This window comes from Inquilinus sp. (genome assembly GCF_039594555.1).
In the GTDB taxonomy this organism is placed as follows: domain Bacteria; phylum Pseudomonadota; class Alphaproteobacteria; order DSM-16000; family Inquilinaceae; genus Inquilinus.
Window position 1 is genome coordinate 1 of the sequence record NZ_JBCNNF010000021.1, and the last position, 12,693, is coordinate 12,693.

General features: G+C 70.5%; 13 protein-coding genes. 1 reads left to right on the forward strand and 12 read right to left on the reverse strand.

The features are described from left to right. Positions 1-743 (reverse strand): MFS transporter (locus tag ABDW35_RS03890; RefSeq protein WP_343712535.1); only part of this gene is annotated, 743 nt, incomplete at its 3' end. Positions 744-935: 192 nt separating this feature from the next. Between ABDW35_RS03890 and ABDW35_RS03895 the strand changes: the two genes are divergently transcribed. Further along, positions 936-1,778 (forward strand): IclR family transcriptional regulator, encoded by an 843-nt coding sequence (locus ABDW35_RS03895; RefSeq protein ID WP_343712536.1) that lies wholly within the window; start codon positions 936-938, stop codon positions 1,776-1,778. 39 nt (positions 1,779-1,817) lie between these two features. Here ABDW35_RS03895 and ABDW35_RS03900 read toward each other — a convergent pair whose 3' ends face one another. The 11 genes from ABDW35_RS03900 to ABDW35_RS03950 all read right to left on the reverse strand — a co-directional run bounded on the left by ABDW35_RS03900 (position 1,818) and on the right by ABDW35_RS03950 (position 12,685). Next, complete coding sequence (locus tag ABDW35_RS03900; RefSeq protein ID WP_343712537.1) at positions 1,818-2,483, reverse strand: 3-oxoacid CoA-transferase subunit B; 666 nt, start codon at positions 2,481-2,483, stop codon at positions 1,818-1,820. Between the two features lie 29 nt (positions 2,484-2,512). Next, the gene (locus ABDW35_RS03905; protein WP_343712538.1) at positions 2,513-3,193 is read right to left on the reverse strand and encodes a 3-oxoacid CoA-transferase subunit A; all 681 of its coding nucleotides are present in this window, start codon (positions 3,191-3,193) and stop codon (positions 2,513-2,515) included. 21 nt (positions 3,194-3,214) lie between these two features. Further along, on the reverse strand, positions 3,215-4,372 hold the full coding sequence (locus ABDW35_RS03910; RefSeq protein ID WP_343712539.1) for an ABC transporter ATP-binding protein: 1,158 nt from the start codon (positions 4,370-4,372) through the stop codon (positions 3,215-3,217). Positions 4,373-4,376: 4 nt separating this feature from the next. Then, positions 4,377-6,134, reverse strand: coding sequence for an iron ABC transporter permease (locus ABDW35_RS03915; protein ID WP_343712540.1), 1,758 nt, complete (start codon positions 6,132-6,134; stop codon positions 4,377-4,379). Then, positions 6,131-7,180 (reverse strand): extracellular solute-binding protein, encoded by a 1,050-nt coding sequence (locus tag ABDW35_RS03920; protein WP_343712541.1) that lies wholly within the window; start codon positions 7,178-7,180, stop codon positions 6,131-6,133. Before ABDW35_RS03920 ends, ABDW35_RS03915 begins: the two co-directional genes overlap by 4 nt. 62 nt (positions 7,181-7,242) lie before the next feature. Further along, the gene (locus ABDW35_RS03925; RefSeq protein WP_343712542.1) at positions 7,243-8,016 is read right to left on the reverse strand and encodes an enoyl-CoA hydratase-related protein; all 774 of its coding nucleotides are present in this window, start codon (positions 8,014-8,016) and stop codon (positions 7,243-7,245) included. Between the two features lie 151 nt (positions 8,017-8,167). Next, positions 8,168-9,019, reverse strand: a complete 852-nt coding sequence (locus ABDW35_RS03930; protein ID WP_343712543.1) for an alpha/beta hydrolase — start codon at positions 9,017-9,019, stop codon at positions 8,168-8,170. Between the two features lie 20 nt (positions 9,020-9,039). After that, positions 9,040-9,987, reverse strand: a complete 948-nt coding sequence (locus ABDW35_RS03935) for an alpha/beta hydrolase (RefSeq protein ID WP_343712544.1) — start codon at positions 9,985-9,987, stop codon at positions 9,040-9,042. Positions 9,988-10,026: 39 nt separating this feature from the next. After that, a complete protein-coding gene (locus ABDW35_RS03940) occupies positions 10,027-11,403 on the reverse strand; it encodes an MmgE/PrpD family protein (RefSeq protein WP_343712545.1) in 1,377 nt (458 codons plus the stop codon). A 99-nt stretch (positions 11,404-11,502) separates the two neighbouring features. Next, complete coding sequence (locus ABDW35_RS03945) at positions 11,503-12,291, reverse strand: alpha/beta fold hydrolase (RefSeq protein WP_343712546.1); 789 nt, start codon at positions 12,289-12,291, stop codon at positions 11,503-11,505. 10 nt (positions 12,292-12,301) lie between these two features. Then, positions 12,302-12,685 carry an OB-fold domain-containing protein gene (locus ABDW35_RS03950; RefSeq protein WP_343712547.1) on the reverse strand — a complete coding sequence of 128 codons (384 nt, stop codon included), beginning with the start codon at positions 12,683-12,685 and terminating at the stop codon, positions 12,302-12,304. Positions 12,686-12,693 lie beyond the last annotated feature (8 nt).

Sequence of the window (12,693 nt, forward strand, 5' to 3'; positions counted from 1 at the left end):
GGCGTGAGAGCGGGCGACGCGAGCCAAATGATGGTGAAGCCGAAGGCCCGGCCGGCCAGCACCAGCGGCGAGTCCGCCGGGGCGGCCGGCGCCGTCTTCTTCGCCGTTTCGTGGGCCGCGCGATAGGCCGGCGTCTCGTCGATGTTGCGGCGCATGTAGATGCCGACCGGCACCAGGATGGCACCGATCAGGAACGGGATGCGCCAGCCCCAGCCGGCCATCTGGTCGGCGGTCAGCACGGTGCTGAACAGGGCGGCGACGCCGGAGCCCAGCAGCAGGCCCAGCGCCACGCTGGCCTGCTGGAAGCTGCCGAAGAAGCCGCGCCGGCCCGGCGGCGCCCATTCGACGATGAAGGCGGTCGACCCGCCCCATTCGCCGCCGGCCGAGAAGCCCTGCAGCAGGCGGCAGACCACCAGCAGCACCGGGGCCAGCACGCCGATGGTCGAATGGTCCGGGATCAGGCCGATGCCGACGGTGCCGATGGCCATCATGAAGATGGTCAGCACCAGCGCCGCCTTGCGGCCGCGCGTGTCGCCGATGCGGCCGATGACGATGCCGCCGATCGGGCGGGCGACGAAGCCGACGCCGAAGGCCGCGAAGGTGGACAGCAGCGCCCCGACCTCGTCCGCCGAGGGGAAGAACGCGTGGGCGATCAGCGTCGCCAGATAGCCGTAGATGGCGAAATCATACCATTCGAGGATGTTGCCGATGACGGCAGCGCCGACGGCCTGACGCCCCTTCATGGCCGGCCGGTCCGAAACGGTTCCCGCCCTGCCCTGCGCATATCCGGACATGCGATGCCTCCTGCTCCGGCGACGCCGATCATTGCCGCGGCGACCGCCTGTTATCGCTGTTTGTTGTGCATCTGTATCGTATTGTGATACTATAAATCGTAAGGCGATTTGCGCATGCCCGTCAATGGGACAGGAGCTGTTTTGTCCGGCGATTCCCTGACCGTGGCCTCGGTGGAGAAGGCCTTTCGCGTGCTGGAGGCCTTCGGCCATTCGACCGAGGAGCTGGGGCTGACCGAGATCGCCGGCCTGACTGGGCTGGACAAGAGCGCGGCGCAGCGCTTCGCCCATTCGCTGTGGCAGGCCGGCTATCTGGAGAAGAACGAGCGGACCCGGCGCTTCAAGCTGGGCAAGCGGGTGCTGACGCTCGGCTATTTCTACCTGCGCTCGAACCCGCTGATCGAGGCGGCGACGCCGGCACTGATCGAGCTGCGCCGCGCCTGCGGCGAGCGGGTCAATCTCAGTCTGCACGACGACCTGACGCTGATCTACGCCATCCGGCAGCAGAGCAAGCGCGAGTACTTCTACGGCACGCTGATCGGCCGCCGGGTGCCGGTGTTCTCCTCCGCCGGCGGCCGCGCCATCCTGGCCGCCCTGCCGGACGACCGGGTGGACGACATCATCGCCCGCTCCGACCGGTCGCCGCTGACGCCGAACACGATCACCGACCGCGCCGCGATCCGAGCCAAGGTGGCGGAGGCCCGGGCGCAGGGCTTCGGCCTGGCGGTGGAGGAGACGGTGCCGGGCGAATTGACCATCGGAGTGGCGGTGACCGACACCTCGGGCGTGCCTGTGGCCGCTGTCCACATCGCCGGGTCGGTGGCGGAATGGGCGCCGCAGGACTTCGCCACCCGCTTCGCCCCCTTCGCCATGGAGACGGCGCAGTCCCTCAGCCGGTCGCGGATGGTCACGCCGTCGGGCGGGGCCGCCACACGCCCGGGACCATCGGCGCCGGGCTCGGGCGCCCGGCCGCCGTCATCCCGCTGACCTTACGGGCGGCCGTCGCGGGCGCGCGGTCTCTCCCCTTCAGGATCGCGTTCGGAGCGCGGCGCCGGTCTTGGACTGTAGGTCCTCAAGCGACAGCCCCGGAACGATGTTCCGGACCTCGAACCCCTCCGGCGTCACATCGATGACGGCGAGATTGGTGTAGATGCGCGTCACCGCGCGTGGCGCGGTCAGGGGATAGGAGCAGCGATCGACCAGCTTCGGCCGGCCGTCCCGCGTGGTGTGCTCCATCATCACCCACAGCCGCTTCGCCCCGACGGCGAGGTCCATCGCGCCGCCGACGGCCGGCGCGGCCTCCGCCTCCGACGTTGCCCAGTTGGCGAGGTCGCCGGCCGCGGAGACCTCGTACGCCCCGAGCAGGCAGAGGTCGAGATGGCCGCCGCGGATGATGGCGAAGCTGTCGCCGTGATGGACCAGCGCCGCGCCGGTGCGCATCGTCACGTTCTGCTTGCCGGCATTGATCACCCAGGGATCGACTGCGTCCTCAGGCGGCACCGGCCCCATGCCGATCAGTCCGTTCTCCGAGTGGAAGATCACCTCGCGATCCGGCGGCACGTGGTCGGCCACCAGGGTCGGCATGCCGATGCCGAGATTGACGCACCAGCCTTCCGGGATGTCGGCGGCCACCCGTGCGGCCATGCCCGGCCGGTCCAGCGGGCGGAAGGCGGGCGAGGTGGACGTGGTCATCGCTGCTGTCTCCGTTGGGGTCATCGCCGTCACTGCCGCGGCGGATCGCCATAGGGCACATGGATCACCCGGTCCACGAACAGTCCGGGCGTGACGATCACCTCCGGATCCAGCGACCCGAGATCGGCGATATGCTGGGTCTGGACAATGGTCAGGCGGCCGGCCGCGGCCATGATCGGATTGAAGTTCCGGCCGGTGCCGCGATAGGTCAGGTTGCCCCAGCGATCGGCCCGCCACGCCTCGACCAGCGCGACGTCGCCGTGCAGCGCCTGCTCTAGCACATAGGACCGGCCGCCGATCTCGCGCACCTCCTTCCCCTCGGCCAGCAAGGTACCGGCCGCCGTGGCGGTGAAGAAGGCCGGGATGCCGGCGCCGGCCGCCCGGATGCGTTCGGCCAGCGTGCCCTGCGGCACGATCTCCAGCTCGATCCGCCCGGCGCGGTACAGCTCATCGAACACGCCGGAGCCGCGGGGGAAGCTGCAGACCAGCTTGCGCACCCGGCCCAGCGCCATCAGCTTCGGCAATCCCTTGTCCGGCGCCCAGCCGGCATTGTTGGCGACCACCGTCAGGTCCCGCGCGCCCTGCTCGACCAGCGCGTCGATCAGGGCATAGGGGTGGCCGACGGCGCCGAAGCCGCCGACCAGCACCGTGTCGCCGTCGCGGATTCCGGCCATGGCCTGCGCCATGCCGGCCACGAATTTATCGATCATCCTTCCGCTCCACACACCACCTCAGGCGGCCGCCGCCTCGGCGCCGGCCAGGGGGACGCCCAGGGCGCCGTCATAGGAAAACTCGAGCACCACATCCGACCCGATTGGCACGGCCAGGTCGGAGCCGGTCGAGACCTCGAACTGCAGGTCGCCGACCTGGACGCCGTAGCGGTTGGCGCTGCCGAGGAACCCGGTCATCGCCACCTTGCCCGTCACCTGGTTGCAGCGGTCCCGCCCCCCGGCGCCCGGCTGGCGCAGCGCGATCGCCTCGGGCCGGATCGACACCGCGATCGGCTGGTCGGCCGATGCCGGGTCCTGGAACAGGCACCGCACGGTCTGCCCCCCGGACAGGCGCACGGGGGCGATGCCATTGCGGCCCACCGCCTCCTGCACCACGCCCTGGACCAGGTTGGTGGCGCCGACGAAGCCGGCGACGAAGGCGTTGCGGGGCCGGAAGTAGATGTCCCGCGGCGCGCCCATCTGGACGATGCGCCCCTGGTCCATCACCGCCACCAGGTCCGACATCTCCAGCGCCTCCGTCTGGTCGTGGGTGACGTAGACGGTGGTGACGCCGACCTGCCGCTGCAGGCGCTTCAGCTCGTTGCGCATCTCGTCGCGCAGGGTGGCGTCGAGATTGCTGAGCGGCTCGTCCAGCAGCAGCAGCTTCGGCTGCCGGACGATGGCGCGGGCCAGCGCCACACGCTGCTGCTGGCCGCCGGACAAGCGCGTCGCCGGCCGGGTCTGGAAGCCGGCGAGATTGACCCGCTCCAGCGCCTCGCCCACCAGCCGCTGGATCTCCGACCGGTCGAACCGCCGGTCCTTGGCGACGCGCAGGGGGAAGGCGACGTTCTCGAACACCGTCATATGCGGCCAGATCGCGTAGGACTGGAACACCATGCCGATGGTGCGGCGGTTCAGCGGCACGTTGATCCGCCGGGCGGCGTCGAACAGCGCGGTGTCGCCCAGGCGGATGATGCCGCGGTCCGGCTGCTCCAGCCCGGCGACGCAGCGCAGCGTCGTGGTCTTGCCGCAGCCCGAGGGGCCCAGGAGCGTGAAGAAGGTGCCCGGGGCCAGGCTGAAGCTGGCTTCGTGCACGCCGCCGGCGATGCCGTCCAGCCCGGTGACGAAGATCTTGCCCAGGCCGCGGACGTCGAGGGCCGGCGTGGTCGATGCGGTCATGGGGTCACCTCCCGAAGGTATCGGCCGACCGGCGGCGCATGAGGATATAGAAGCAGACGGCGAAGACGGTCATCAGCAGGGTCCACAGCAGGCCCAGCGCCGCCAGCTCGCTGAACTGCCCGTTGCTGGCCTGCTCGAAGATCGCGGCCGACATGGTCTGCGACCGCGGTCCCGCCAGGACCAGCGGGATCGTCAGCTCCTTTGCCGCGTTCAGGAACACGAACAGCCACCCGGCCGCCAGCGCCGGCAGCAGCAGCGGCGCCACCACCCGGCGCAGCATGGTCAGCGTGCCGGCGCCGGAGACGCTGGCCGCCTCTTCCAGCTCGCGATGGATCTGCAGCGCGCCGGAGAAGGCGTAGCGCATGCCGTAGGGCATGTAGCGGTTGACGAAGGCGATGACGATGATGGCCAGCGTGCCGTAGAGCGGGATCGGCGAGCGCAGCGCCAGCTCCATCATCGACACGCCGAGGACGATGCCGGGCAGCAGCAGCGGCATGGTCGTCAGCTGGTCGAGGATCGTGGCCCCGAGCCGGCGCCGCGCCACCAGCCAGCCGGCCACCAGCATTAGAGCCATGGTCACGGTGGCGGCCGCGGCGGCGATCACCAGCGTGTTGACGGTCAGCATCAGGTAGCCCTTGTCCTGCAGCACCGCCTGGTAGTTGACCAGGGTCATGGACGACAGCGCCGCCAGCCGGATCGACCGCACGAAGGGCAGGAACGAGACCCAGGCCAGCGCCAGCAGCGGCAGCGCCAGGACGACGAGGAAGTTGAACAGCACCAGGGCGCCGCCCAGCCACCTTCCCCAGCCGAGATCGATCGACCGCGGCCGGAAGCTCTTGCCGGTAACGGTGGCGAAGCGTTCGGCCCGCCGCGAGATCCGGCCGTAGAAATACATCAGCACCCCGATCACCGCGGTCAGCACCACCGAATAGGCGCTGGCATGGCCGATATCCGGCGGCACGGCCCGGATGCTGAAATAGATGTCCGAGGTCAGCACGTCGATGCCGCCGGGCTTGCCGATCAGGACCGGGACGTCGAATGCCTCGAGGCTGCAGACGAAGACGAACAGGGCCGTCGCCACGATCGCCGGCCGGGCCATCGGCAGCGACACCCGCCGGATCACGTCCAGCATCGTCGCCCCGCTCATCCGCGCCGCCTCCTCCATCTCGCCATTGGCGGCGCGGAAGGTGGCCGAGAGCAGCAGGAACACCAGCGGCAGCCAGGAGAAGGTCTCGACCAGCACCATCCCGGCCATGGAGTTGACCGCGAACAGGACGCCGTCGCCGCCGAGGCCGCGATAGAGGTCGTTCAGCGGCCCGGCCCGGCCCAGCAGGAACATCCAGGCCAGGATGTAGAGGATGAAGGGCATCCCCAGCGACACGATGTTGGTCAGATACGCCAGCCCCTTGAACGGGGCGTTGGTGCGCTCGACCACCCAGGCCAGGAGCCCGCCCAGCAGCAGCGAGAACACGGTCGACAGGGCCGCGAACAGCACCGAATGCCAGGCGCTGGTGTAGAGCTTCGGGTCGGACAGCAGTCGGGCGTAGTGGCTGGCCGTGAAGCCGGCATGCGACCCGTCCGGATTGGTGGTGCTGATGCTGTTCTGGATCAGGATCACGATCGGCGGCAGAACGACCGCCGCCACCATCGCGATCATCGCCAGCGACAGCAGGCCGGCCGGACCGCGCAGCCGGGCGCCCAGCCCCGGCGCCGCCGCCCTGCGCCGGGTCGGCGCCACGCCGGATGCGGCCTGGCTGGTCACTTGAACAGCCCGTCATAGATCTTCAGCCACCCCGCCAGCGGCGCGCCGGTCATCTCCGGCGTCAGCAGCGTGGTCTTGAAGTCGCCGCCGGTCGGGGTGATCGACGGGTTCTTGGCCCGCACCGCCGGATGCGCCGGCGGGTATCCGGCATTGGCCAGCACCGTCTGCCCCTCCTCGCCCAGCACGAATTCGAGGAACAGCTTGCCAGCATTCGGATGCGGCGCGTTCTTGGCCAGGGCGACGACGCCGACATTGGCGACAAGCGGCTCCATCTTCACCCATTTGATCGGCGCGCCCTGGGCCTGGCTGATGACCGTGTGGTGGTTGTAGATCATCAGGCCGATCGGGTACTGCCCGGCGATCACCTGGTCCAGCACCACGCGCTGGTTGGACGGGATGCCGACGATGTCCTGCTGCGCCAGGCGCTGCAGATAGTCCATGCCGTCCTTCTCGCCCATCGTCGCCAGGATGTTGGCGATGAAGCCGGCGGGGCCGGAGATGGTGCGGGTGTCGGTCCACACCATCTTGCCCTTCCATTTCGGGTCGAGCAGGTCCTGGAAGGTCTTCGGCGCCTCGTCGTCGCTGACCAGGTCGGTGTTGTAGCCGGTGGTCAGGTACAGGACGAAGATCGAGGTCCAGTAGCCGTCCTTGTCCCGCAGCTCCGCCGGGTAGTCCTTGGCCGAGGCCACGGGGTAATGCGCGATCAGGCCGGCTTCCTTGAGCGGCGGCACCAGCGTGCCCGGCGTGTCGAACACGTCGCCGACCGGCGTTCCGGCCCTGGCCTCGTTGGTCAGGCGCAGCAGCATCTCGGAATCGCTGGAGCTGACATAGTTGACCTTGATGCCGTACTTGGCCTCGAACGCCTCGGCCAGCGGCCGGACCAGCAGGTTGACGACGAAGCCGGTGTACCAGGTCAGCTCGCCTTCCTTCTTGGCGGCGTCGATCAGCGCCTGGTCTTGGGCCTGCGCCGGCACGGCCGCGGCCCCGACGGCCAGCATGGCCAGGGCGCCGCAGAGCGCGGCCTTCAACTGCTTCGAAACGGACATCGGTTCCCTCCCCATTTCCGCCCCGGACGGTCGTTGTCCGCCGCCGGGGCTTGATCTTGTGGTCAGCGGCCCTTGAACACCGGCCGGCGCTTCTCCTGGAAGGCCAGGCGCCCTTCGATGCGATCCTCGGTGTCGCGCAGCACGCCCCAGACGAGGCGTTCCGCGGCCACGGCGGTGCCGACCGGCAGGCCCTCACCATAGCCGACGAGATGCTTCACCGCGCGCACGGCCAGCGGCGCGTTGGCGGCGATCCGGCCGGCGACGGCCTGCGCCTCGCGCAGCAGGTCGGCGGCCGGGACGACGCGGCTGACGATGCCCAGGCGCAGCGCCTCGGCGCTGTCGATCACGTCGCCGGTCAGCAGCAGCAGCATGGCGTCGCTGCGGCCGACCGTGCGCGGCAGGCGCTGCGTGCCGCCGCCGCCCGGGATGCTGCCGACGCGCACCTCGGGAAAGCCGAAGCGCGCCGTGTCGGCGGCGATGCGGATGTCGCAGGCAAGCGCCAGCTCCAGCCCGCCGCCCAGGGCGAAGCCGTTAATGGCGCAGATCACGGGCTTGCCGACATCCATCCCGTCCAGGAAGCCGGCGTCGCCGCGGCCGAAGGCCAGCGACGCATAGCTGTCCGCCGGCGGCATCGTCTTCTTCAGGTCGGCGCCGGTGCTGAAGGCGCGGTCGCCGGCGCCGGTCAGGAGGACGACGCGGATCCCGTCATCCTCCCGGACCCGGCGCCAGCATTCGGCCAGGCCGGCCTGGGTCTCCGGGTCGATCGCGTTCATGGCTTCGGGCCGGTTCAGGACCACGGTGGCGACATGCGCTTCGACCGAGAAATCAACCGCCATCCGACTAGCCCCCTCCCCCACACCCGTCTTTGCGGCGATGGTCGCCGCGCCGCGTCTTGTCTTGAGATTTGCTGCGATAGAGCTCAGGCCGTCAAACGAGTTATTTGGGCCGTTGATTGAGCTTTTCTCACAACTCGCACGGCCGATGAATTCAATGCCGCCGCAGGAAATCGATCACCTGGGCGTTGAAGATCTCCGGCTGCTCCCAGGCGATGGAATGCCCGGCCTCCGGCACCTGGGCCCATTCGTGGTGACGGATCCGGGCCGCCCAGATGCGCATCAGGCCGGGCGGCGCCAGCAGGTCGGCGTCGCCCGCCATGACCAGCACCGGCGTCTCGATCGCCTCGATCTTGGCGAAGGTGTTGGGCGTGCGCAGCGGCTGGGACGGCGCCCCGGGCTGCCGCGCATGCTCCTCGATCGCCTGCCACCGGGCCAGGCCGTCGGGGTTCCCGCCGATATAGGAGGGCCCGACCTCGAGAGTGACCGACGGCCAGGCCACGCCCGGGATCTCGATCCGCCGGCTGAAGGTCTTGATCTCCGGCTCGTCGATCGATCCGGTGCTGGCGGCGACGACCAGGCTGCGGAGCCGCTCGGGATGCCAGGCGGCGTAGTCGAGGGCGGCGAAGCCGCCGCCGGCGATCCCGACCAGGTGGAACCGGTCGAGGCCGAGATGCGTGGCCAGCGCGTCGATATCGCCGGCCACGGTGCCCGGCTGGTCGCCGGTCGCGGGCACCGCCATGCTCTGCCCCCAGCCGCGGCGGTCGAAGGCGATGGCGCGGAACCCGGCCTGGTAAAAGGCCTGCAGCTGCGCCTCCCAGCTGGCCTTCGTCCCGGTCAGGGCATGGACCAGGATGACCGGCACCCCGGCCCCGCCCGTATCGGTGTACGCCAGGGAGACGCCGGGCAGCTCCGCCCGGCCATCCGCCCCGGCCGCGGCGGACGGCAGAAGCGCCAGCAGGACGGCGCCCACGCGCCAGAACCGATGCAGCAGGGCCATCCCCATGGCGCTCTCCCCCCGTGATGTCAGTGCTTGGCGATGAAGTCGAGGACCAGCCGGTTGAACAGCTCCGGCCGCTCCCAATTCGCGGAATGCGCCGCCTCGGGGATGATCTCGACCTGGGCATGCGGGATATGGGCCGCCTGCATCCGCAGCAGCGACGGCGGGGTGTAGAGGTCGGCGTCGCCGGTCATCAGCAGCGTCGGGACGCGGATCGTCTCCAGTGCCGCCCAGGTGATCTGATGGGCCAGCTTCGGGTCGATGCGGGTGCCCGGGATCGCCTCGTGCACCATCGTGTTCCAGGCCTCGAGCCCGGCCGGGTCGCCGGCGCGGTAGGACGGCCCCAGCTCCTGGAAATCATGCGGCAGGTCGGCGAAGAATTTCGGCCGCAGGCGGGCATTCACCGCCTTGTAGTCCGCATCCTGGATGCCCATCAGCGACGACAGCACGGTCAGGCTGCGCACCTTGTCTGGATGCGACAGGGTGTAGTCGATCGCGAAATAGCCGCCATGGGCCGCCGCCACCAGATGCACGCGGTCGAGGCCGAGGACGCCGATCAGCGCGTGCAGATCCTCCGACGCCACGCCGGGATCGGCGTTGTCACCCGCATCCGACCCGCGGTAGCCGCGGCGGGAATAGCCGATGGCGCGATAGCCCGCCTTGGCGAAGACCGGCTGCTGGTAGCCCCAGCCCGCCCCGCTCTGCGTGCCGGCATGCAGGAAGATCACCGGCGCGCCCGTCCCGCCCGTGTCCCAGTACCACAGCCGCGTGCCCGGCAGCTCCGCCAGCCCTTCCTTCGCCGGGGCCTGCGGCGGCAGCGGCACCGGCGTCCACATCGGCGCCGGCCCGGACGCCGCCAGGGCCTTGCCCCCGCCATCCGCGCCAACGGCCATGGCCGCCGCCGCGCCGGCGACGGTCGCCGCGGCCAGCAGGTCGCGCCGGCCAATGCCGCCGGCCGTTCTCTTTTCGTCCATCATCCCCTCCCTGTTGCGTGTTGTTGTTGAGCGCCGTGGCTAGTCCGGCGGGTTCAGGTCCCGGATGGCGTCCAGCCGGTCCAGCGACTGCAGCTGGTCGAACAGGATCCGCGCCGCCCGTAGCGACAGCCGGCCTTCGGTGCAGGTGCTGAACTTCCGCCACGCATCGTCGGCGGTCAGGCGCCGGGTCCAGTGGCCGCGGGCGAAGGGCACGCTCGGCGCCTCCAGCGTCCGGCCATCCCTCAGATGCAGCCGGATGCCGCCGCTGAAGCCGAGATTGGGCGTGGTGTCGGCCGGGATCGTCGGATCCGGCACGATATCCACCCGCGCCATCATCGCGCGCACGTCGTCGCGGCCGTAGAACGGTTCCTTGAGATGGCCGTAGGTCATGCGGCGGTCGATCACCGCGGCCGCGAGCGCGAGCTCGATGCTGTGCGACGGCACCAGATGGCTGCCGGAGGTCGAGGGCGACTTCCGGTGCACCTCCATCTGCGCTTCGCTGATCAGCGCTTCGATCCGCGCCACCTGCTCCGGCACCACGTCGTGGCCGCGCACGAGATCGAGGATCCCGTCCAGCGCCCGCTGCATCATGTTGCCGACCGGGTGCTGCTTGACGTGGATCCCCACCGTCTCCAGCCGCCAGGCCCGGCCCAGATCGTCGATCGGCCGGTCGAGATCGACCTGGCCGCGCGGCGACAGGGCCGACAGCAGGCCCCGGCCCGGGAATTCGAGCGCATCCTCGGCCGCCGTCAGCCCGGCCTGGGCGAGGCGCGCGGCATGGACGCCCGCGGCCGAGGCACGGGCCACCTGGAACGGCCCGATCTGGTGGTCGAAGCTGCGGGTGATGCCGCCGGACATGGCGGCGGCGATGCCGATCGCCCGCGCCGTCTGCGCCGCATCGAAGCCCCGCAGGTTGGACACGGCAATGGCCCCGGCCACCGGGCCGAAGCACGCGGTCGCGTGCCAGCCCTTCGAGGAATAGGAATCGGGGTCGCGTTCGGACAGCCGCGCCCAGGCCTCGTAGCCCGCGGCATAGGCGCGAATGACGTCGCGCCCGCCCAGGCCCAGGGCATCGGCCTCGGCGAACAGGGCCGGCAGCAGGATCACGCTGGTGTGGCAGCCGGCGAAGGCGACGTCGTCGAACACGCCGGCGCCCAGCGTGGCCGAGTTGACCAAAGCGGCATCGACCGTCGATGCGCGCTCTGCCCCCAGCAGCAGCCGGGATTCGGCGCTGGGGCCGCGCGTGCCGATGGTCTCGAGGGCGATCCGCGACAGCGGGAAGGCCATGCCGGAATACATCACGGCCACGGAATCGGTGAAGCCGGTGATGACGGCCTCGACCGCCGTGCTGGGCAAGGCTTCGAAGGTCAGCGCGCTGGCAAACTCGCCGAGGCTGCGCGTGATCGGCGCCGGCATGGTTCCTCCCCTGTCTGTCCGGATTTCGAATTCCGAAGACGGTCTCTCAGCCGTCCCGCGGGATCAAACGACTTAACCGCAAACCATTGTGAGGTTTCCTCAAACGGTCCCGGCCGCGACCTCGGCCCAGAACCGCTCGATCACCTCGACCACCAGATCGGGCGTGTCCACCGGCATGACATGGCCGGTGTCATGCACCTCCAGCCGGGCGCCGGCGATGGCGCGGGCCACCTTCTCCACCACCTCCGGCGGCCGGTAGGGATCGCGGCGGCCGGCCAGCACCAGCGCCGGGCAGCGGATGCGGGCCAGGTCGCCCTCCATGGCCAGCCCCGCCAGCATGCGCTGCAGCGCCGCCACCCCGTGCGGGTCGTTCGCCAGCCGGCGGCAGCGGTCTTGCTCCGCCGGGTCCGGGGGCGATGCCCCTGTCGGCAGGGAATCGAGATCGGCCACCGCCCGCAGCCCATCCTGGTCCAGCCGGTCCGCCCGGGCCAGCGTCGCCGCCTGCCGGTCCGGCGGCAGGCCGGTGGCCGGCGCCATGGCGACGAGGCCGGCGACGCGGTCGGGGTATTGCGCGGTGAAGCCGAGCGCGACCGCCGCCCCGACGGCGCAGCCCGCCACCACGGCCGGCCCCGCGATGCCGAGCCGGTCCATCAGGGCGGCCAGGTCGTCGGCCAGGGTGCCGAGCGCGAGCGTGCCCCGCACCTTCTCCGACAGGCCGGAGCCGCGCATGTCGTAGCGCAGCACCTGGCGGGACCGGGCCAGGACGGGCGCGACCGCGTCCCAGCTTTCCAGCGTGCCCCCCATCTCATGCACCAGCACCAGGGGCGGCCCGCCCCGGCCCGACAGCTCGTAGCGCAGCACCGCGCCGTTGGCCTGGATCCAGCTCATCGGCCGGGCCTCAGGCCGGGGTGAAGACGGGGAGCGGCAGGCCGTCGGCGCGCTCCCGCACCACCAGCCGGACGGGCTGCCCGATGCGGATCCGGTTGAAATCGCAATCGACGATGTTGGTCATCATCGTCGGCCCTTCCGCCAGGGTGACGAAGGCGATGGCGTAGGGCACCGCGGCACGGCGCATGATCGTGTAGGAATAGATCGTGCCCCGGCCGGCCCCGTCCTCCCACCGCGTGTCGGTGCTGAAGCAGAAGGGGCAGATCGCTCGCGGATACCAATGCGCCTCGCCGCAGGATGCGCAGCGCCGCACCAGGAAGCGCCCGCCCCTCAGGGCGGACCAGAACTCGACATTCTCCGGGCTGTGCAGGCCCATCGCCTCGATCGCGTCCATGGCGGCGT